The 20,411-nt window shown below is 30.1% G+C and carries 17 protein-coding genes and 1 pseudogene; 8 read left to right on the forward strand and 10 right to left on the reverse strand.

The window, feature by feature from the left end; all coding sequences use genetic code 11:
- The 3 genes and pseudogenes from Q1A46_RS07740 to Q1A46_RS07750 form a co-directional block, all read right to left on the reverse strand.
- Positions 1–152 (reverse strand): annotated as a pseudogene (locus Q1A46_RS07740) (IS3 family transposase); the annotation flags it as partial.
- A gap of 117 nt (positions 153–269) precedes the next feature.
- On the reverse strand, positions 270–1,766 hold the full coding sequence (locus Q1A46_RS07745; RefSeq protein ID WP_299676275.1) for a S8/S53 family peptidase: 1,497 nt from the start codon (positions 1,764–1,766) through the stop codon (positions 270–272).
- Between the two features lie 247 nt (positions 1,767–2,013).
- Positions 2,014–3,096, reverse strand: coding sequence for a M28 family peptidase (locus Q1A46_RS07750; protein WP_299676278.1), 1,083 nt, complete (start codon positions 3,094–3,096; stop codon positions 2,014–2,016).
- A gap of 64 nt (positions 3,097–3,160) precedes the next feature.
- Between Q1A46_RS07750 and kdsA the strand changes: the two genes are divergently transcribed.
- Positions 3,161–3,979, forward strand: coding sequence for a 3-deoxy-8-phosphooctulonate synthase (gene kdsA, locus Q1A46_RS07755; protein WP_299676281.1), 819 nt, complete (start codon positions 3,161–3,163; stop codon positions 3,977–3,979).
- Between the two features lie 2 nt (positions 3,980–3,981).
- Here the strand turns inward: kdsA and Q1A46_RS07760 are convergent, their stop codons facing one another.
- Positions 3,982–4,857 carry a DUF4846 domain-containing protein gene (locus Q1A46_RS07760; RefSeq protein WP_299676284.1) on the reverse strand — a complete coding sequence of 292 codons (876 nt, stop codon included), beginning with the start codon at positions 4,855–4,857 and terminating at the stop codon, positions 3,982–3,984.
- 67 nt (positions 4,858–4,924) lie between these two features.
- Between Q1A46_RS07760 and Q1A46_RS07765 the strand changes: the two genes are divergently transcribed.
- Complete coding sequence (locus Q1A46_RS07765; RefSeq protein WP_299676287.1) at positions 4,925–5,500, forward strand: hypothetical protein; 576 nt, start codon at positions 4,925–4,927, stop codon at positions 5,498–5,500.
- 75 nt (positions 5,501–5,575) lie between these two features.
- On the opposite strand, the gene Q1A46_RS07770 is transcribed toward Q1A46_RS07765, so the two are convergent.
- Genes Q1A46_RS07770 through Q1A46_RS07780 form a run of 3 tightly spaced genes read right to left on the reverse strand, consistent with a single transcriptional unit; the run spans position 5,576 to position 10,006 of the window.
- The gene (locus Q1A46_RS07770; RefSeq protein WP_299676290.1) at positions 5,576–8,023 is read right to left on the reverse strand and encodes an ABC transporter permease; all 2,448 of its coding nucleotides are present in this window, start codon (positions 8,021–8,023) and stop codon (positions 5,576–5,578) included.
- A gap of 31 nt (positions 8,024–8,054) precedes the next feature.
- Positions 8,055–8,732, reverse strand: coding sequence for an ABC transporter ATP-binding protein (locus Q1A46_RS07775; RefSeq protein ID WP_299676293.1), 678 nt, complete (start codon positions 8,730–8,732; stop codon positions 8,055–8,057).
- 23 nt (positions 8,733–8,755) lie between these two features.
- Positions 8,756–10,006, reverse strand: coding sequence for an efflux RND transporter periplasmic adaptor subunit (locus tag Q1A46_RS07780; RefSeq protein ID WP_299676296.1), 1,251 nt, complete (start codon positions 10,004–10,006; stop codon positions 8,756–8,758).
- Positions 10,007–10,212: 206 nt separating this feature from the next.
- Here Q1A46_RS07780 and Q1A46_RS07785 point away from each other — a divergent pair, with 206 nt between their 5' ends.
- From Q1A46_RS07785 to Q1A46_RS07795, 3 genes are read left to right on the forward strand one after another with little or no spacing between them, the layout of a single operon-like run.
- Positions 10,213–11,559: a sigma-54 dependent transcriptional regulator gene (locus tag Q1A46_RS07785; protein WP_299676298.1), complete on the forward strand. Its 1,347-nt coding sequence runs from the start codon at positions 10,213–10,215 to the stop codon at positions 11,557–11,559.
- 55 nt (positions 11,560–11,614) lie between these two features.
- Positions 11,615–12,892, forward strand: coding sequence for a PAS domain-containing sensor histidine kinase (locus tag Q1A46_RS07790; protein WP_299676301.1), 1,278 nt, complete (start codon positions 11,615–11,617; stop codon positions 12,890–12,892).
- A gap of 44 nt (positions 12,893–12,936) precedes the next feature.
- On the forward strand, positions 12,937–13,881 hold the full coding sequence (locus tag Q1A46_RS07795) for a transglutaminase domain-containing protein (RefSeq protein WP_299676304.1): 945 nt from the start codon (positions 12,937–12,939) through the stop codon (positions 13,879–13,881).
- A gap of 37 nt (positions 13,882–13,918) precedes the next feature.
- Here Q1A46_RS07795 and Q1A46_RS07800 read toward each other — a convergent pair whose 3' ends face one another.
- Positions 13,919–16,993 carry a hypothetical protein gene (locus tag Q1A46_RS07800; RefSeq protein ID WP_299676307.1) on the reverse strand — a complete coding sequence of 1,025 codons (3,075 nt, stop codon included), beginning with the start codon at positions 16,991–16,993 and terminating at the stop codon, positions 13,919–13,921.
- A gap of 67 nt (positions 16,994–17,060) precedes the next feature.
- Complete coding sequence (locus Q1A46_RS07805; protein ID WP_299676309.1) at positions 17,061–17,798, reverse strand: outer membrane lipoprotein-sorting protein; 738 nt, start codon at positions 17,796–17,798, stop codon at positions 17,061–17,063.
- Between the two features lie 197 nt (positions 17,799–17,995).
- Here Q1A46_RS07805 and Q1A46_RS07810 point away from each other — a divergent pair, with 197 nt between their 5' ends.
- Positions 17,996–18,955, forward strand: coding sequence for a transglutaminase domain-containing protein (locus Q1A46_RS07810; RefSeq protein ID WP_299676312.1), 960 nt, complete (start codon positions 17,996–17,998; stop codon positions 18,953–18,955).
- Here Q1A46_RS07810 and Q1A46_RS07815 read toward each other — a convergent pair.
- Positions 18,952–19,323 carry a DUF1801 domain-containing protein gene (locus tag Q1A46_RS07815; protein ID WP_299676315.1) on the reverse strand — a complete coding sequence of 124 codons (372 nt, stop codon included), beginning with the start codon at positions 19,321–19,323 and terminating at the stop codon, positions 18,952–18,954. The genes Q1A46_RS07810 and Q1A46_RS07815 overlap by 4 nt on opposite strands.
- A gap of 70 nt (positions 19,324–19,393) precedes the next feature.
- Between Q1A46_RS07815 and Q1A46_RS07820 the strand changes: the two genes are divergently transcribed.
- Entirely contained in the window at positions 19,394–20,008 is a 615-nt protein-coding gene (locus tag Q1A46_RS07820; protein ID WP_299676318.1) for a hypothetical protein, read from the forward strand.
- A 14-nt stretch (positions 20,009–20,022) separates the two neighbouring features.
- Positions 20,023–20,319 (forward strand): transcriptional regulator, encoded by a 297-nt coding sequence (locus Q1A46_RS07825; RefSeq protein WP_095073434.1) that lies wholly within the window; start codon positions 20,023–20,025, stop codon positions 20,317–20,319.
- The last annotated feature ends 92 nt before the right edge of the window (positions 20,320–20,411 follow it).

Consider the following 20,411-nt stretch of genomic DNA (forward strand, 5'->3'; position numbering starts at 1 on the left):
ACCAAAACAGTACTCCTACCTTGGATACCATACTTCTTCTGAGCTTGTTTGTAAGTTAATTCGCCTTTTTCTACTTGAGAAACTACAGCTAATTTAAAGCCTAAGTTGTAATCTCGTTGAGTTCGCTTTTTCTTGGATTCATTGTTATTCATAAAATAAGTCTAAATTGTGTAAACTTATTTCAGGACGGGACATGTAAAAAATAAAAGCCCTGCTGAATCAGCAAGGCCTTTATAATTATTAATAAAGAAAGTATAAAAATTCGTTTTCTATTGTACAGCTTTTAAAGCATCAATATTTCCATATCCGAAACTAGAGTTTCTGTTAGGATAAAATTCTCCAGCTCTTCTCATTTTATCAAGAACTTGAGCTCTTGTCCATGTTGGATTTTTAGCCCATACTAAAGCAGCAATACCAGCGGTAGTTGCAGTTGCTACAGATGAACCACCAACATAATTAGCAGCATTATTGTAAGAACTTAATACTGGAACAAAATTTCCAGAGTTTCTTTCCATTTCTATAGTGAAATCAATTTTAGAACCAGAATGACAATTACCACATCTTGTGTATCTTCCTTCTTTTAAACCAGTAACAGCTACTGTTTCATTCATACTTGCTGGGAAAATTACACCAAACCATGTTGTAAAAGAAGTAGAAGTTCCACCAGCAGCAATAATCATTTTTCCTCTGTTATAAGCATATTTAACAGCATCTTTTACTCTTGAAATACTGAAAGGAGAACCAATTGACATAGAAATAATTTTCACATCGCTTCTATTACCTAAGGCAGTTAATGCTTCAGCAACACCTCTTTTTTCATGATAATCATCTATCAATACATTTTGTACAGCTCTATAACTAACTAAGTTCGCGTTGTATGCAACACCAACAGGTAAATTGTTACCATTTCTAGGAGCTGTAGCTACAGAAGCCATACTAGTTCCGTGTCCACATTTATCATTAACACCATCATAGTTATTAGACCAAGGCCAAATTGAATCTACATATGTTCCAAATTTTTGAACACTTCTACCAGAAGATTGTCCTGTGTTAAAGTTTTGATTCATGAATCTTTGTTCAGGCGATAAACCAGAATCAATAACAGCAACTGTTATACCTCTACCAGTACTATAATTCCAAGCTGCAGGAATGTTGTGAATATCAAAATTCCAAGGTACTCTTGCTGCAGGAGATACAGTTCTAAAATCAGAAGAAGCAATGTTTTGTGATCTAAAACCACATCCAAAACCTTCTCCAGATCTAGCGCCTAATCCGTTATCTTCTTGTAAAGTGTAAGAAGCAGGTTCTAAATAGCGAACAGTTTGATCTGCTAATAAAGCTTCTATCGTTGCAATATTTTCAACTTTAATATCTATTACATTAATATTATCATCAACATATAAATCATCAGTAGCTCTAGAAGCAGTAGAGTTGTCTTTGCTTTCAATAGATCTTACTAAATTGATAAGTTTATCTTTAATATTTGTAGAAGCAGCGTTTCTCTGAAATTGTCCAGGATCACTACCATATCCAATGGTTAATAAGTTGTTACCATGCTTAACTGCACTCCAGATCGTTTGTGCATTAGTGTCCATCCAATCAAAATCTCCTTTTGTTTCTAAAGATTCTTGAATAATGGTGTTGATTTTACTTTTAGAAAGAAGTTCTGTTTGTTGCTCTGGGATTGGCTGATCTATAGTTTCGTCATTTTTAGAGCACGAAACTATAGCCCCAGCTACCGCTAGGGTAAGTAATAGTTTTTTCATTCTTTGAAGGGTTTTTTAATTTGTTGACACGAATATATTAAAAAAATCACAAAAATTTTATCAAATATTTATTTTAAGGAGGTTTTTTTGTTGTATTTGATAAAATTGTATTTAAAAAGAATGCTTTTAGCTATTGTTGTTGTTGAGGTTTACGGATTTTTACATAAAAAAAGAATATTCAATAAAAAAAACACATCAATGTTGTTAGATGTGCTTTTTTTTGAGTTTTATTTAAGAATATGGTATTTTATTCTTCGAGTTTTATTCTAGTAGGAGTATCTTTTCCATTAATTATAGATGTGGTTCCTACAAAAACAGCTTTAATCGTCTCTGTTAAAATTGATACATTTAATGTTTTGGCTTCATCAGAAACTTTATGGTAATCTCTATCTAAATCGATAGGAGTTGTACAAAAGGTATGAGAAGGAACACCTAAACGAGCTAAAGAAGCATTATCTGATCTGAAGAATAGACGATACTTTTTATAAGGATCTGGATAAAGTTTGTAACCAGTACCTTCTAAGTTTTTCTGAATAATTTTACCGAAGTTAGATCTTTCAAATCCTGTTAACCAAGCTGTTTTAGGTCCGGTTTTTGGTTCTTTTCCTATGAGTTCAAGATTAATACCTGCAACGAATTTACTAGGGTCAATTTGTTTTCCAAAATATGTAGAACCAATTAATCCCATTTCTTCAGCAGTAAAACATACAAATAAAATACTTCTCTCATTGTTATTTTGTTCTGCAAAATACTTAGCTAAAGTTAAAACACCAACTACACCAGAAGCATCGTCATTAGCACCATTATATATGCGATCACCATCACCACTTTTTTTGGTACCTAAATGATCGTAGTGGGCAGAAACAATTACAATCTCGTCTTTTTTGCTTTTTCCTTCTAAGAGACCAATTACGTTAAACATTTTAATGCCTTTATCTTCGAAGTTTTGTCGGTATGTTTTTAAATTTTGAAATGTTTTTAGACCAATTTTTTTGTATTCATTTTCTATATACTGAGCAGCTTTCTCAATCCCTGGAGTTCCAGTAGCTCTTCCTTCCATTTCATCAGAAGCTAAAGTGTATAAATGATTTCTTACTAAAGTAGTATCAATATTTGGAGTTGCAACCTGTTGCTTATTTTCTGTTTTAGTCTTAGAAAAATTCTTTAAAGCCACATCGTTACCATCGATTCCATTTTTTCCAGTTTTACCATTAGTAGCATCCTCTCTTTTAGTTCCATCTGCACCATTAGCACTTTTTAAATTAATGGCACAACTAACCAAAATAGATAAAGAAAATATAAGAGGTAATTTTAAAAGAATAGATTTCATAAGTAAATAAATTAAAAGCTAAAGATAGCTAATATTATTCCTTAAATTTGTCAAAATTTTGATGATGGATTTAAATCTTATACCTAAAATAAAGCATACTAATTCTAATAATTTCTTTTTACTGGCAGGTCCTTGTGCAATAGAAGGAGAAGATATGGCTTTAAAAATAGCAGAGAAAATTGTTGCTATAACAGATCGATTAGAAATTCCTTACGTCTTTAAGGGAAGTTTTAAAAAAGCGAATAGAAGTAGAATTGATAGTTTTACTGGTATAGGTGATGATAAAGCTTTAAAAATTTTAAGAAAAGTTTCTGAAACTTTTGATGTGCCAACAGTTACAGATATTCATGAAATTTCTGATGCTGAAAAAGCAGCAGAATATGTAGATGTATTACAAATTCCTGCATTTTTAGTTCGTCAAACAGATTTAGTGGTCGCTGCAGCAAAAACAGGTAAAGTAGTAAACTTAAAGAAAGGACAATTTATGAGTCCTGAAGCTATGGAACACGCTGTAAAAAAAGTAAAAGATTCTGGAAGTGAAAAAGCTTGGATTACAGAAAGAGGAACAATGTTTGGATACCAAGATTTATTAGTAGATTTTAGAGGAATTCCTACGATGAAAAAATTTGCTCCAACTGTATTAGATGTAACTCACTCATTACAACAACCAAATCAAAGTTCTGGAGTTACAGGAGGTAGACCAGATATGATTGAAACTATTGCTAGAGCAGGAGTTGTAAATAATGTTGATGGTTTATTTATTGAAACACATTTTGATCCTGCTAATGCAAAATCTGATGGAGCTAATATGTTACATTTAGATTATTTAGAACAATTACTTTCTAATTTAGTAGCAATTAAAAAGCTTGTAAATACTTTTTAATTTTATTTAAATCGAACAAAAACCGGTTTTTCAAAATAATAACTTGGAGTATAAACTGGTGCGTTTGAAGAAAAATTATACCAAGGAGAGATATCTGTGTCTTCAAAGTTTTTAAGTAAACAAACACTCTGCGCAGGTGTGTTTCCTTGGGCTAATAAAAAAAGCTTTTCGCCTTTTTCGTTACTTACTTCATCTACAATAATTTCGATATGTCCAGGAAATCCAGGTTTTACCAACATATCTCCAATTCTAATGTCTTTAATTTTTACTTTTTTAAGTTCATTATGCAAAGAAGCAGTTCCTGCATAGGTATAAATTAAATTTAAATATTTGTAAAAGTTGGTTTTAGAATAATCTGGCTTCGCTGTTTTATGAAAACTAACCTTGTTACCTTTGATTTTTGGTCTATAACCAGTAGCGTATTGTTTCCAAGAACAATAATGACCAGAAGTAAATTTAAAACCTATTTCATCTTTCCTATTTTGATCCCATAAATACTCAGACCTAATTCTCATTAAAGCATCAGCACATTGTTGCAAACCATTTTTGGGAACTGGAACTTGCAAAATAGCATCGTGCCAATCTTGAGCAAAATATTTAGAACCATCGTAATTAATGATTTCAGTACCGTGTTTCTTTAATTTATAGTTTCTTAAGTAATATTGAAAAGAGTTGTTTTTTATAGTATTTCGCTCATAACCTTTAGGTGGTTTTATACGAGATTTAATTGTTTTTCCATCTTTATTAATTAAATTTTCTTTAGGTAATGAAATTAAGGCTTCAATTTGATTAGTGTATTGTTTTCCCTTCGGATTCATTCGCATTAAAAGAAATATTATCAGTACAGATGCGACAATTAAAAGAAGATTTTTTTTCATAGCTTATTAAGATTCATTTTTGCTTTCTAAATTAAAGAATATTTTTGCATCCATAATTTAAAACAGAATGAAAATAAAAAATATTGTAATACTCATCGTTTTAAATTTCCTTTTCCTTGGTGTTTATGCTCAAAAAGAAAATGCTGAAATTATGCGTTATCCGAGTGAATGGAAATTTGAAAGAATTTCTTTTCCTTTAGATTTTGCTAAAGATATTACATGGAAAGGCTATGAAGAATTACGATTTTCTCCAGGAATGTTTAAAGCTGAAAGTGAACAGTACTTTACATATTACTTCGGAATGAAAATAGAAGATAAAATTACTATTACTAAAGAAGAAATTCAAGATATGCTAATGAAGTATTATAAAGGATTGTGTAAAGCGGTAAATAGTAACGGTAAATTTGCTATTAATTATGAAAAAATAAAAGCAATTGTAACAAAGATTGATCTTAACAATTATAAAGCTAATATTACTTTTTTTGATAGTTTCACTAATGGGAAAGAAGTGGATTTGTTGATGCTAATAACAACAAAAAAAGATAAAAAAAATTTACTTGTATTAGCTTCTGTAGTACCAAGTGTAAAAGAAAGTAAATTATCTGTTTTACATCAAAAGAATTTAAAGGAGAATTTGAGATAGTAAATTGTCGATAGACAAACAATCACCTGTAATTGAAAAAACAGGTGATTGTTGATTTATAAAATTATATGAGATTTATTCAGATCGTAATGAGTTTACAGGATTAGAACTTGCTGCTTGAATAGTTTTTATACTAATTACAATTAGAGCGAATACAATCATAGTAAATCCACTCACTAGAAAAGTTACAAATCCAATATCTGTTCTGTAAGAAAAATCTTGAAGCCATTTATGAATCCCGTACCAAGCTATAGGAGAGGCCAATACAAATGCTATACTAACCAGTATTAAGAATTCTTTACACAAAAGCGTGTTGATTTGTAGTACAGATGCTCCTAAAACTTTTCGCATTCCAATTTCTTTAACACGTCTATTGGTAGTATAAATTACAAGTCCCCATAAACCTAAACAACTAATTAAAATAGAAAGTCCAGTAGCCCAACTTAATAGTTTAGAAATCTTATTTTCTTTATTGTAAAACTTAGCAATTGTTTCATCCATGAATTCGATACGGTAATCTTCCGTTTCACTATACACTTCACCGTAAATATTTTTAATTTTATTTAAAGTTTTTTTGAAATCATCATCAGATAAATCATGAAAAGCAACATGTACAGCCATAAATCTACTATACTTAGGTCTGTACCAATCTCCAGTAAAAGCTAAGGGTGAAATATTGAATCGAAGTGATTGCTGATTGAAATCAGACATAACACCAACAATAGGAGTTTTTGAGCCTCCAAAATCTAAGGATTTTCCAATAGCATCTTCCGGTGTTTTAAATCCGAATGTTTTTCTAGCTGTTTCATTAATAACTAATTCTCTTACAGTGTCATTTCTAAACATTTTACCTGCCAATAATTTCAGTTCAAATAATTCACCATAATTTGTGTCGCCAAAAATAAATTGAATGTCAGACTGTACTTTTTCATTTCCATCAGTATATGTTGCAGTAGAAGTGTTATAACTATTAGATGCTGGAGGTACACCACCAATGCTTAATTTTTTAATCTGCGGAATGGCTTTTAGCTTTTGTAAGTACAGTTCTTTTTTCGCTAATTCTTGTTCTCCTCTTGGATTATAAATAGAAGCAACAGCTTTAGTTTTAAATCCTACGTCTTTACTCAATAGAAAATTGATTTGTTTTCCAACTAATAATGTAGCTATAATAAAAATTTGAGCAATTGTAAATTGAAATATTGTTAAGAATTTTCTCAATAAAGCCTTTTTTTCTCCCGATCCTAAGTTGTTTTTCAATACAGCAATTACATTAAATTTAGACATCACTAAAGCAGGATAAAATCCAGACAAAAAAGTAACAATTAGTAAAAGTAGAATAATTGAAATGATAATTATAGGAGTTCCAAATAAAGAGAATGTTAATCCATCTTGAACAAAGTCTGAAAAGACATGAATTAACCATTTCGATAACAATAAAGAGAGTGTGCCTGATAAAAAGACCAGTAAGAATGTTTCTCCCATAAATTGTATGATTAACTGTTTTCTTGAACTTCCTAAAGCTTTTCGAATACCAATTTCCTTTGAACGTTGTGTAGCTTGAGCAGTGTTGAGGTTAATGAAATTAATACAGCCTAACAATAGTAAGAAAATAGCAACTAATCCTAAGTTTCTTAATAAAGGTTTGCTTGGTTGACTTCTTTCCCAGTCATAAATTCCATAGCTATCGTTAAAATGGATATCGTTTAATGGTTGTAATACAAACTCTTTAGATTGATTGTATTTACGAGAAAATTCATCTAAATGTTTTTCTGCTAAATCATTTAATTCTTTTCGTATCTGTTCTAGGTTTGTGCCAGAATGAACTTTTAAATATAATTGAGAACTAGAGTTTGTTGAATTCCAGTTTTTGTTTATAAAATCATCTCTTAAACGAGTATTTAAAACTGTTGGTCTTGATATAAATTCTTGGAAGATAAAGTCGGTTCTACCTTTTAAGTTTTCTACAATTCCACTAACTTTTATTTGTAAAGAATCATTGTAAACTAAAGTTTTTCCAATTATTTGAGATGGATTTAGCTTTGGAAAATATTCTTTGGCTCTTGTATTGGTTAAAATTACCTGATTAGGATTGTCCAAAGCATCATTTTTATTCCCTGCTATAAAATTATAGTTAAAAATATCGAAGTATTCAGGTGTGGTGAAAATGACATGATTTGGCCATTTTTTAATAATATTTTCTTCCTTGTTTTCTACAATAGAAGGGCGTTCAATTGTAAATCCGTTAATAACTTCAAAGTTAGAATTCTCTTTAATTGCATCTTCTAAAGCTAGAGTAACTCCAGAATTAAAAAACTTTCCGTTTGGACCGCTAAAGTTAGAAACGACTCTATAAATTCGATCACTGTCTTTATGAAAATTGTCAAAAGTAAAATCATAATAAATCATTAAGCCTATAATAAAAGAGGCGCTTAAACCTATGGTAAGTCCAATAACATTTATAAATGAAAACACTTTGTTTTTCATAATATTTCTCCATGCTATTTTGAAATAATTTTTAAGCATAACGTAAGGCTTTGTTTTTAAAGGTTAATAATTAAGCTAAAATGTTTTCAGTAACTTTTTGTCCGTCTAACATTCGAATAATTCGATGACTATATTTAGCATCATGTTCGCTATGCGTTACCATAACTACTGTAGTTCCAGATTCATTTAAATCAATAAGTAAATCCATAACTTCATTACCATTACTACTATCTAAGTTACCAGTAGGTTCATCTGCTAAAATTAATTTCGGATTATTTACAACGGCTCTAGCCACTGCTACACGCTGTTGTTGTCCACCAGATAATTGCTGAGGAAGATGATTTCTACGATGCATGATTTGCATTTTTTCTAAAACTTCTTCAACTCTTTTTTTACGCTCTTTAGCTTTTACTCCAGTGTAGATTAAAGGCAATTCTACATTTTCAAAAACAGTAAGTTCATCAATTAAATTAAAACTCTGAAAAACAAAACCAATATTATGTTTTCTTAGGTTAGCACGTTTACGTTCGTTGTAATCAGAAACTTCTATTCCATTAAACTTAAAGCTTCCACTATCTGAATCATCTAATAAACCAAGAATGTTAAGTAAAGTAGATTTTCCACACCCTGAAGGTCCCATTATAGCTACAAACTCACCCTCTTTAACTTCAAAAGATAATTTGTTTAAAGCAATAGTTTGTACTTCTTCGGTTTTGTAAAATTTTTGTAAGTCAGTAATCTGTATCATAATACTTTCTATTTAATATTTTTTTATTGTAAAATCAATTCTTCTATGTCTTTATAAGCTTCATAACTAGAGGTGATTACTTTATCACCTGAAGTTAAACCGTTTAAGATTTCGTAAAACCTGGTGTTTTGACTACCTAATTGTGTGGCTATTTTGTAAGCCCTTTTTCCATCTTCGCTAACTTTAAAAATCCAGTTTCCATTAGTTTGCTGATAAAAACTTCCTTTAGGAACAAGTAAAGCTTGTTTTTCTGCACTTAAAGCTACTTTTATTTGTAGGTTTTGTCCTCTTCGAATTCCTTTAGGAACTTCCTTTTCAAATTTCATATCTACTTGAAATTTCCCATTATTAACTTGAGTAAAAACCTTTTTAATTACTAAGGTATACGTTTTATTATGAAGCATAACACTTCCTTTTTGTCCAGGATAGATTCTAGAAATATAATGCTCATCCATAGCAATTCTAACTTTATAATCTGAAGTAACATCAACTTGGCCCAAACGAGTTCCTTTATTAATTGATTGTCCGATTTCTGTATCAAAAGAAGTAAGTTGTCCATCAATAGGAGCACGAACAATTAAATCACCTACTTTTTTACGCATCAGTTTTAAAGCATTTTGAGTTCTTCTGTAGGAACTTTTGGCTTTATTGATTTCTAAACTTGAAGCAATAGAATCCTCAGATAAAACTTGTTTTGCTAATTTTAATCGTTCTTTTTGATAGTTGTAATTATTTTCAGAAGATTCAAAGTCTTGACGAGAAATTACTCCTTTTTCATATAGTTTCTTATTCAAATTATATTCTCGAGTAGCTTCAATATGACTACTTTCTACATCAGTATATCTATTTTTTCTATTGATGGTATTTTGACGAGCAGCATTTTGAGAAATTTGCATTTGCGTTAATAAATTGTATACAGAAGTTTCTTGATTAATCAGGTTTAATTCTAAATCAGTATTAGAAAGTTTCAAAATAGGTTGTCCTTTTTTTAGTTTAACTCCATCTTCAACAAATTTTTCAACAACATTACCACCTTCTAAAGCATCTAAATAAATAGTTGTGATAGGTAATACAATTCCGTTAACAGGAATATTTTCTTGGAAAACATCATTAATTACAGTACTCACAGCTATACGTTCCTTTTTTACATTTAATTTAGTAGTTCCAGATGACTGTTTAAAAATGTATAATAGTAATGCAAGAAACATAATCACACTAGCTACAATAGCGATATGTTGATTTGAGAATTTTTTCTTTTGAAGTTGAATGTCCATTGTAATAACTTTTTCGTTATTTGTTTCATAGTCAATATGATGCCAAAAATAAAACCACCTGTATATCAGTGGTTTAAGTTTTTTTATTTTCTTTTAAGTGTTCGTTTTTGATACACTAAATGTTCAAAAGTGTACACTTTTATAAATCAAGTTTTTTTGTTTTTCTAATTTTTAAAACCTTAGTATAAAATTGTAATATTGTGGTAATGGTATTAAAAAAAGCTACAGTTTTAGTTATAGATGATGATGCAGATGTACTTACTGCAATACGTTTGCTACTTAAACCTTTGGTGAAAACAATAGTGACTGAAAAAAATCCGAGTAATATAATTTCACAAATAGAAAAAACTAGTTATGACATTGTAATTCTAGATATGAATTTTAATGGTTTGGTAAATACTGGAAATGAAGGAATTTTTTGGTTACGAAAAATAAAAGAATATCAACCAGAAACAGCAGTTATTTTAATGACAGCTTATGCTGATATTGATTTAGCTATACGAGGTTTAAAGGAAGGAGCATCTGATTTTTTAATGAAACCTTGGAAGAATGAAAAATTACTTGATGCAATTGCTACAATTGTAGATAAGAAAAAGGTGAAAAAAGTTCTTCCTTTACAAACAAATACTAATGCTATTATTGGTGAAAGCGAAGTCATGCAAGATGTTTTTACTAAATTAAAAAAAGTAGCACCGACAGATGCAAATGTTTTAATTCTTGGAGAGAATGGAACAGGAAAGGATTTAATTGCAAGAGCACTTCATGATAATTCTAATAGAAAAGATAAGCCATTTGTGAAAGTTGATGTTGGAGCATTAACTACAACGCTTTTTGAAAGTGAATTATTCGGATATAAAAAAGGAGCCTTTACAGGAGCAAATGAAGATAGAATTGGACGGTTCGAAGCAGCAAATGGAGGAACCTTATTTTTAGATGAAATTGGAAATATTTCTTTAGGTCAACAAGTACGATTATTAACTGTTTTACAAAATAGGTGTATTACTCCTTTAGGTTCTAATAAGGAAATTCCAATAGATATTCGATTGATTTGTGCAACTAATGTAACACCTGTTCAGCTAGCAGATGAAAGTAAGTTTAGAAAAGATTTAATTTATAGAATTAATACAGTTGATATTATAGTTCCTCCATTAAGAAGAAGAGGTACAGATATAACAATGTTATCTAGGCATTTTGTAGCACATTATTCAGAAAAGTATAACAAAAGTACTTTTACTTTCGATCCAGCTTTTATTAGCAAGCTCAAGAGTCACGACTTTCCTGGTAATGTAAGAGAATTACAGTATGTTTTAGAACGTGCAGTAATTATGGCAGATGGATCTGTTTTAAAACCTGATGATTTGGTATTTTCTTCTATAGAGCGATCTGTAGCGACAAAAACTAGTGAAAATGAAAGCTTGAATTTAGAAGAAGTAGAAAAGAAAGCAATTCTTAAAGTTTTAGAAAAACACCAAGGTAATATTTCAAAATCAGCAAAAGAATTAGGAATTACTAGAGCAGCTTTGTACAGACGATTGGCTAAATATGAATTATAAAAGTTTCATTATAAAAATATTCATTAGAGTTATACTTATGGTAAGTTTAATTCTAATGCTAGTATATTTCTCATATAGAAATGAGTTTACTTACGCGATTGTTTTAGTTATAGGATTATTCGTTATTATATATAACACGTATACTTTTATAAAACGTCGTTTTTTAGTTATTGAAGACTTTTTTAATGCGGTTAAATATCGTGACTTTTCTAGAGGTTTTTCTGAAGATGTTACTGCTAAAGATATTCGTTTTTTATATAAAGGTTTTAATCAAGTTCATCAAACGATTAAGGAAATTAATGCACAAAACCATGCACAATATGTATATCTTCAAAAGATATTAGAAATGGTAGATATTGGTATTATTGCTTATGATTTAGAAACCGGTAATGTATTGTGGAGTAACGATTCTTTTCTTAAGATTTTAGATGTTCCTTCATTTAAAAATATCAGTTTTATAGAACGAAGAAAACCAGAGTTATTCACTACAATTTTTGAGACTTTTCACAGAGAAGGAGATTCAGTACTTATAACTTCTAAAAATGAAAAAATAAAGACATTAGTTTCTGATACAATTTTTGAAGTTGAAGAAGACACATTTAAACTTTTAGTAATTCAAAATATAGATGATACATTAAATAAAAATGAGTCGGAATCTTGGAAAAAATTACTGAGTGTAATGACACATGAAATCATGAATTCTATTACACCGATAGCATCTTTAGCAAATACTCTAGAGAGAAATCTTGAAGATTTAATTCTGAAAGAAAAAGAAGAAGCTATAGAATTGATAGATTTAAACGCTGGAATTAAAACCATAAAAAATAGGAGCGAAGGCTTATTAAAGTTCGCAAAAACTTATCGTAGTCTTAATAAAGTAACCAATCTAAATAAGCAAAAAATAAGAGTTACAGAGTTGTTTACGAATATCCAATTACTAATGCAACCTTCTATCGAAGCTAAAGGAATACAGGTTGATTTTATCAATACAAATGAACGTTTATCATTACAGATCGATGTTCATTTAATCGAACAAGTATTAATCAATTTATTATTGAATGCTGTCGATGCTTGTAAAGAAAAAAAAGATGCACATATTCGAGTAGAAGCTGTTGAAACTGTAAATAGAAGTATAATTATTAAAGTTTACGACAACGGAATTGGAATTTCTGAAGATATACAAGAAAACATCTTTGTACCATTTTTTACTAGTAAGGAAACAGGTAGTGGAATTGGCTTAAGTTTATGTAAACAAATTATGTTATTACATAAAGGACGAATACAAGTGAAAAGTAATTTAGGAGAAGGTACTGTTTTTTCTTTGTACTTTTAATGAAGTTTTCTTTTTAAAGGTATAGTTATTGATAAGTGAAGTTTATGATGAGATTATTTACAATTATTTTTTTTTCAATTTTAGTTGCTAAAGCCCAAGATTTTTCAGAAATAAAAAAAATAACCGATACATATTCGGGTTTAATGACAGCTGAAAAATTAGCAAAAAATATTAAGAGGGATTTTAAAACAGATGAATATAAAACGAAAGCTTTGTATGCTTGGTTAACAAAAAATATTCGTTACGATTTGCAAGAGTTTTATAATCCGAACAGGCAAACTAGAACTTCATTTAGATATCGAACAGAAGAAGAAAAACTGCAGAAAATTAAAGCTATTAATGAAAGAATAGTGAAAAAAACATTGACTTCTCGTAAAGCTGTTTGTGAAGGTTTTGCTAGAACATTTGCTCAAGTTTGTACACTTTTAAATATCGAAAATGAGGTTGTGCCAGGGTATGTGAGAAATTCATTTCACGATATAGGAAAGCCTCAAAGAAGTGCAAACCATGCTTGGAATGCAGTTAAAATTAATAAGAATTGGGTTTACATAGATGCAACTTGGGGAGCAGGAGCAGAGTTTAATGGAAGATGGATTAGAAAATTCAATCCGTATTATTACAATATTCCTAAAGAAAAGTATTTCAAAACACATTTGCCAGAAGAAAGTATTTGGAGATTGCGAGTAGGAAGGATGACAAAAGAAGATTTTTATAATCAACCTATTTTGAGTAATAAGTTTTTAAATTCAGGAATGGATTTAGTTGAACCTGAAGGTATTTTAAAAAGAGATAAAAAAGGTAGAGTACAAATTAAATTGAATACGATTAATCAACGATATTTTTTATGGATGGGGGAAGGTTCTCCTTTCATTCCTACACCAATAAAAAAGGAAGGATATTATATTTTAAGAACAAAACCTTCTGTGAATGCAGATAAAATATTTTTCTTACTCGGAAAAGATGTTGCAGCAGAATTTTTAATACAATAAAAAAATCCCCTTGACGAAATCAAGGGGATTTTTATTATTATTTCTTTGCAATAAAATCTTCTTTGCTAAGTAGTTTAATTTGCTTTTTATCAACTTTCAGTTTACGCTTTTCGAATTTTGAAATCTCTTTATTCTTGATTTTTTCAAAATCTTTTTTGGCCTTTTGTAATCGAGTTTCTAATACCTCTTTATTCTCAAGTTGAGATAATGAAGGTTTTTCAAACTGATTAGCAACTTCAGCATATAAGTCTGAAAGTTTTTCTCTTAATTCTGGTTCAGCTTCACCAACATAACTATCTCCAGTTGTAACTACTAAACTTTCCTTTAATGGTTGTAGTAAATTAATCACTTTAGTTGCAGTTTTCTTTAATTTAGGATCAGCTTTAATTGCTGCATTAGCATCTTTAATATGTGTATCAATCTGATATACTAAATACGCTAAATCTTCCATGTCGTCATATAATTCTAGCGTAGTTTTACGTTGTGCGATTCTATCCTCATTAGAAATTAAAGATTTAGGATCGTTCTTTACTTCAATAGTATTTACATACTCTTTTCTACCTTTTTTAAGTACAACTTTATACCTTCCTGCAGGTACACGAGGTGCTGTAAAACCACCGAAAGTAAAGTTTTTACCAGCAGCAACTTTTGGGTTTTTCTGTCTGAATCCCCAGTTTACAACATTTATACCTTTTGATTTACCAGGTACGAGAGTAATTAACTCTTTATCATTCTGATCTTTGATAGTTAACGTCATTTTTCCGAATGTATGACGTTTTTTCAAGTAGTAAATGATTTTAGCAGTAGTACTCGGGTTATTACCAACAAATTGCAATTCTGTACTTCCACCGCCAAAACCACCTTGTTCTTTAATAACAGCAGGTTTTGAATTGAAGAAATGTACATTTTTAGCTAACATTTGCTGATTTACTTCACGTAAAGGAGAAATATCATCAATAATAATAACTCCACGACCATGTGTTCCTAAAACTAAATCGTTTGTTTGCTTTTGAAGATCAATAAAATGTACAGCAGTAGCAGGCATATTGTTTGTAAAACGAGACCAGTTTTTACCACCATCAATAGTAATGAACAGACCGAATTCAGTACCTAAGAATAACAAATCTTTGTTTACATAATCTTCTTGAATGTTTCTTGCGAATCCAACAATATCTTTAGTAGCGATAGATTTCCAAGATTTACCAAAATCAGTTGTTTTGTATACATACGTATTCATGTCACCAGAAGTATGTCCGTCAAAGACAGCATAGGCAGTTCCTTTATCATGAGAACTCGCTTCTATATGATACACCCAAGTGTTTTTAGGTAATCCAGAAATATTTGCTACTGTGTTTTCCCAAGTTTTACCACCGTCTTTTGTAATTTGAACATTTCCATCATCGGTACCTACCCAAATTACTTTTTCATCTAAAGGAGATTCAGCAATGGTAAAAATAGTTGTATGTGTTTCTGCACCAGATTTATCAACAGAAATACCACCTGATTCTTTATCTTGTTTCTTAGGATCGTTTGTAGTTAAATCTGGAGAAATTTTAGTCCAATTATCTCCCATATCTTCACTAACATGTAAAAATTGACTTCCCATGTAAAAACGATCTGGTTGATGAGCACTTACTGCCATTGGAGCATTCCAGTTAAAACGTAAATCAGCTTCACCTTTAATTGGTAATGGTTGAATATTTCTGTTATAGTTTTTATCAACATCATATCTCCAAACTTGTTGCGCACCTTGCATTTCAGAATAAATAATATTCTTAGTAGGATGTTTTAATACTCTAAATCCGTCTCCAACACCAACACGTTTCCAATCTCTAGCTTCAACACCACCAGGAGAAGAAGAAGGTCCGTACCAAGAACCATTATCTTGTAATCCTCCATAAATGTTATACGGCTCTTCATTATCGACACTAATTTGATAAAATTGAGAAAGCGGAAGATTATCTACCATATCTAAAGTAGCTCCACCATCCCAGCTTCTGTATACACCACCATCTGTTCCTACGAACATTGCATCAGGATTTTTGATATCAAACACAATATCATGAATATCAGAATGCATTTGACCTAGATTTTTAAATGTTTTACCTCCATCTCTAGAAATAGAACCATTTAATCCACCTTTTACTAAAATATCTGGATTTGTAGGGTGTACAACTAAACGTGAAAAGTAAAAAGGACGAACAACTAAACCGAAATCACTATTTAAAAGTTTCCAGTTTTTTCCAGCATCATCAGAACGATACAAACCTTTATCCTTTTTGCTTTCTACTACAGCAAACACAGTATTTGGTTGTGAAGGCGCAATTGCAATTGCGAAACGCCCTAAATCTCCTTCAGGAAAACCATTATGAATTTTATTCCAAGTTTTTCCAGCATCAGTAGATTTGTATAAAGCACTACCTGGACCTCCAGAATTGAATCCCCAGCCTGTCCTTCTAAATTCCCACATAGAAGCATACAAAATATTAGGATTTTTAGGATCCATAATTAAATCACTAGCACCAGTTTTTTCATCAACATAAAGAATTTTTTCCCATGTTTTACCTCCGTCTAATGTTTTGTAGATTCCTCGTTCATCACTATCACTCCATAATGCTCCAAGTACAGCAACATATACTTCATTAGAATTATTTGGATTGATTTTAATGCTACTGATTCTTTCAGATTTTTCAAATCCAATTTTTTTCCAGTTAGCACCACCGTCTTTAGATTTATAAAGTCCGTCACCTAAAGAAACACTATTTCTAGTCCAAATTTCTCCAGTTCCTACCCAAACAGTATTGTCAGGATCGCTTGGATCTAAAGTAACTGCACCAATAGATTGTGCATATTCATCGAAAATAGGAGTAAAAGTTGCTCCAGCATTTTCAGATTTCCAAACACCACCACCAGCGGTTCCGGTATAGATAATTTTAGGATTTGTAGGGTGATTTTCTAAGTCGATAATTCGACCACTCATTAAAGCCGGTCCAATATGTCTTGCTTTTAAATTTCCGAAAAGTTCTTTCCCTTTTAGAACTATATCTTGTGCAGTAATACTTGTAGATACAACAAGAGAACCACAAACTATGAATTTAAATATCTTGTTCATAATATGTAGAGTATCCAGTACTGAAAACAATACTGGATTTATATTTAAAGTTGGTTAGTAAGAGAAATTATTTTTTAGCTGGTAACGCAAAAGACGCAGCATCAACTTCTGGATTTAACTTAATCTCTTTAAGTTCCATAGTTTGAAATTGACTACCACTACTAAAAGGAAAATAAATTCCGTCAACTTCTTGATAATCACTAAGTGTAGATTTTATTGTTTGTCCTTTCATAGGTCCTTGATTTATTGTAGATTCTGTAACAATTGGAACAAAATTTTCTATATCAAAGTAATAATGTTTAATATTTGGTTGCGATTCTCCGTTTACTAGTAGAGGTTTTTTAGTTAATTTAATTTTAAAAGTTTCTGTTCCGTCAATTGTTTCCTTTCCAATTAATTCTACTTTATAGCCTTTTTCTTTATAGTTTAAAAATGGATCTGGAAATTCTTCTAATTCATTTTTTAAGTTTTGAGTAGTTTCATTATCACTTTTTTCAGCTTCCATTGTCATTTGATTTCTTTCCCAAGATATTTTACCATCAAAAGCTGACCACACCATTTTATTTCCTTGTAACTCAATAGAAACTAATTGTTTTCCATCTTTAGTCATAAGTTGTTCAAATGGAATTTCCATACCTTGTATCTTCATGTTTCCAATAGCTTTAATTCCTTTTAACTGGGAAAGTTTTTCTTTTCCACCAATATTCTCAAGATAATTATTAATAATTTCGTCAGCTGTTTGTGCGTAACTACCTGCAGAGAACAAAAGCGCTAACGCAATAGATAAAGTTTTTAGTTTTTTCATTGTATTTGATATTTAAGGTTGTACTATTTTAATAGGAAGAATAAAAATAGAAAATGTTATATCTTTTTCTTAATTTTTTTAAGTATTTGTATTGAATGTTTTAAAAATTAGATGAGTTTCTATTTTTTGCGATGTTTTTGATAAAAGTTGCAAATTATTAGTTAAATGATTAATTTACCGTTCTAAAGCTATTTAAAATGAAAAAGTATATACTACTATTATTGTTATTCCCTTCTTTAATTTTTGCTCAAGATTTTACAATTGTAGATAATGTTACACGATCTGCTTATAAAAATGTGAAATCTGTAATGTCTTTGGCAGAAAGGATAGATTATGATTTTAAAACAGATGAAGAGAAAGTTAGAGCTATTTTTATTTGGTTGACTTACAACATGACGTATAAGTATAATCCATCGACTTTATTAGAATCTCCAGAGTTTTTAGTGTATTATACTGAAGATCATTTAAATGAAATTATAAAATATAAGAAGGAAAGGAAAATGCTTAAATCATTTGAAGAAAGATTAGCAATTTGTGAAGGTTTTGCTTTAATTTTTAAAAGAGCATGTGATCTAATGGGAATTAAAAATGAATTGGTTTATGGATTTACAAAACCTTCTGGTTATAAAGTAGGAGCAATACCTAAAGCTAAAAATCATGTTTGGAATGCTGTTAATGTGAATGGAAAATGGATGATGATTGATGCTACTTACGGAACAGGACAGGTTTTCAATAACGTTTGGATGAGAGATTTTAATGAAGATTTTTTTAATGCGAAAAGAGAAATGTTAAGAAGAACACATTTTCCATCAGATTATAAGTGGCGTCGTTTTTTAAACCAGAAAAATTTAGCAGATTTTTGTTATGATCCGATTATTAAAAATGCTTTTTTCAAACATGATATTGCTGTAGTTGAACCAAAAGGAGGGATTATTAAGTTAGATAAAAACGGTCCAATAAAACTTAAAATTAAAGGTATTAAGAATACCAATTCTCTATTATATGCTTTTGGTGGAGATAGGTTTGCTAAATCGCCTGCTACGTATGAGCGTACAAATTTCTCTGAGTTTCATTTACAAAAACCTAAAGAAGACAGTCGATTGTTAATTTTTTTAGATAATGAATTAGTAATGGAGTATTTGGTAAAAGTCGATTAATTTTTCTTCCAAAAACCTTTTTCCTTTTTTTCGTTTGCTTCAACTAAAACTGAAACTAAAATTTCACTGTTAATTTCATCAACAGAAGAGAAACGTAGCGATTTTACTTTTTTTCTACCTTCAGAAATTAGTAATTCATTGTACTTATCGAATTCATGTGTAGCATAAAAACCAACATCAACATATTTCTTTTTTTTAGATGGATTTAAATAACAGAAAGGATTTCCTTCTAAGTAATAAAAAGGAATTTTCCATTTAAATTCTAAGTTAACCTCAGGGAAATTTTGTTCAATAATTAACTGTAAATGAAGTAAGATAGCTCTATACGGTTCTTCTTGATTTAGTATGTAGGCTTCAGCAGGTTTCATAAATTAAAAGTAACTTTTTTTTGTGTAAGTGTTTTTTTTATTTTTACTTTGTGTTTCAAAGTACTTTAATATGAATTCAGAAGAATATTTAAAAGACATAACAGAAATCAAGAAATTGATGAATAAATCTTCACGATTTATTTCGTTAAGTGGCTTATCTGGAATTTTAGCAGGAACTTATGCACTAATTGGGGCAGCTTACGCGTATTGGTTAGTAACCACAAGTTATAGAGGATATTTAATTTTAGACGGTAAAGTTTTTAAGTTAGTCTTGTTAGATATGTTTTTAGTATTGTTTTTTAGTATTGCAACGGCTATTTACTTAACAACACTGAAAGCTAAAAAGAATGGAGAACGTATTTGGGATGCGACCACAAAAAGATTATTATCAAATTTTCTTATTCCGTTAACAGCAGGAGGAATTTATACGCTCATCATTTTAACCCAACAACGCTATGGGCAAACGGGAGCTTTAATGTTGTTATTTTACGGCTTAGCTTTAATTAATGCTTCTAAATATACTTTAGGATATGTAAAATACTTGGGATATACACAAACTATTTTAGGGCTTTTATGTGCTATTTATCCAGGATACGGATTTTGGTTTTGGGTTTTAGGTTTCGGAGTAATGCATATTGTATATGGCTTTTTAATGTATTTTAAATACGAAAGAAAACAAGAATAGTAAAACTGCATTTTTTGAAGAATTTATTAAATAATATCAATAAAGCTTTCGATCACCGAATACGACTAGGAATTATGTCGATTTTGGTGGTAAATGAGTATGCAGATTTTAAAACGCTTAAAGAACTTTTAGGTGCTACAGATGGAAACTTAGCAAGCCACTCTAAAGCATTAGAAAAAGTAGGATTTATAAGAGTTGAAAAACAATTTATAGGTAGAAAACCTAATACAAAATATTATGCAACCAAATTAGGAAAGGAAGAATTTAAGAAGCATGTAGAAGCTTTAGAAAGATTACTCAAAGGAGAGTAAAATTTTTTTGAATTTAAACTTTGAATTTCAAAGTACTTTAAATAAATCGCCGACGGGGAAATTGCTAATAAACTACCCAACTATGAAAAATA

The sequence above is a fragment of the uncultured Tenacibaculum sp. genome, from assembly GCF_947502995.1.
Classification (GTDB): Bacteria; Bacteroidota; Bacteroidia; order Flavobacteriales; family Flavobacteriaceae; genus Polaribacter.

Excerpts from the sequence above, each read along its gene's own strand:
- Q1A46_RS07805 (WP_299676309.1), bottom strand. The coding sequence starts at position 17,798 with ATGAAAAAACTAAAAACTTTATCTATTGCGTTAGCGCTTTTGTTCTCT.
- Q1A46_RS07815 (WP_299676315.1), bottom strand. The coding sequence starts at position 19,323 with ATGAAACCTGCTGAAGCCTACATACTAAATCAAGAAGAACCGTATAGA.
- Q1A46_RS07745 (WP_299676275.1), bottom strand. The coding sequence starts at position 1,766 with ATGAAAAAACTATTACTTACCCTAGCGGTAGCTGGGGCTATAGTTTCG.
- Q1A46_RS07750 (WP_299676278.1), bottom strand. The coding sequence starts at position 3,096 with ATGAAATCTATTCTTTTAAAATTACCTCTTATATTTTCTTTATCTATT.
- Q1A46_RS07770 (WP_299676290.1), bottom strand. The coding sequence starts at position 8,023 with ATGCTTAAAAATTATTTCAAAATAGCATGGAGAAATATTATGAAAAAC.
- Q1A46_RS07800 (WP_299676307.1), bottom strand. The coding sequence starts at position 16,993 with ATGAACAAGATATTTAAATTCATAGTTTGTGGTTCTCTTGTTGTATCT.
- Q1A46_RS07795 (WP_299676304.1), top strand. The coding sequence starts at position 12,937 with ATGATGAGATTATTTACAATTATTTTTTTTTCAATTTTAGTTGCTAAA.
- Q1A46_RS07785 (WP_299676298.1), top strand. The coding sequence starts at position 10,213 with ATGGTATTAAAAAAAGCTACAGTTTTAGTTATAGATGATGATGCAGAT.
- Q1A46_RS07780 (WP_299676296.1), bottom strand. The coding sequence starts at position 10,006 with ATGGACATTCAACTTCAAAAGAAAAAATTCTCAAATCAACATATCGCT.
- kdsA (WP_299676281.1), top strand. The coding sequence starts at position 3,161 with ATGGATTTAAATCTTATACCTAAAATAAAGCATACTAATTCTAATAAT.
- Q1A46_RS07790 (WP_299676301.1), top strand. The coding sequence starts at position 11,615 with ATGCTAGTATATTTCTCATATAGAAATGAGTTTACTTACGCGATTGTT.
- Q1A46_RS07775 (WP_299676293.1), bottom strand. The coding sequence starts at position 8,732 with ATGATACAGATTACTGACTTACAAAAATTTTACAAAACCGAAGAAGTA.
- Q1A46_RS07820 (WP_299676318.1), top strand. The coding sequence starts at position 19,394 with ATGAATTCAGAAGAATATTTAAAAGACATAACAGAAATCAAGAAATTG.
- Q1A46_RS07760 (WP_299676284.1), bottom strand. The coding sequence starts at position 4,857 with ATGAAAAAAAATCTTCTTTTAATTGTCGCATCTGTACTGATAATATTT.
- Q1A46_RS07810 (WP_299676312.1), top strand. The coding sequence starts at position 17,996 with ATGAAAAAGTATATACTACTATTATTGTTATTCCCTTCTTTAATTTTT.
- Q1A46_RS07765 (WP_299676287.1), top strand. The coding sequence starts at position 4,925 with ATGAAAATAAAAAATATTGTAATACTCATCGTTTTAAATTTCCTTTTC.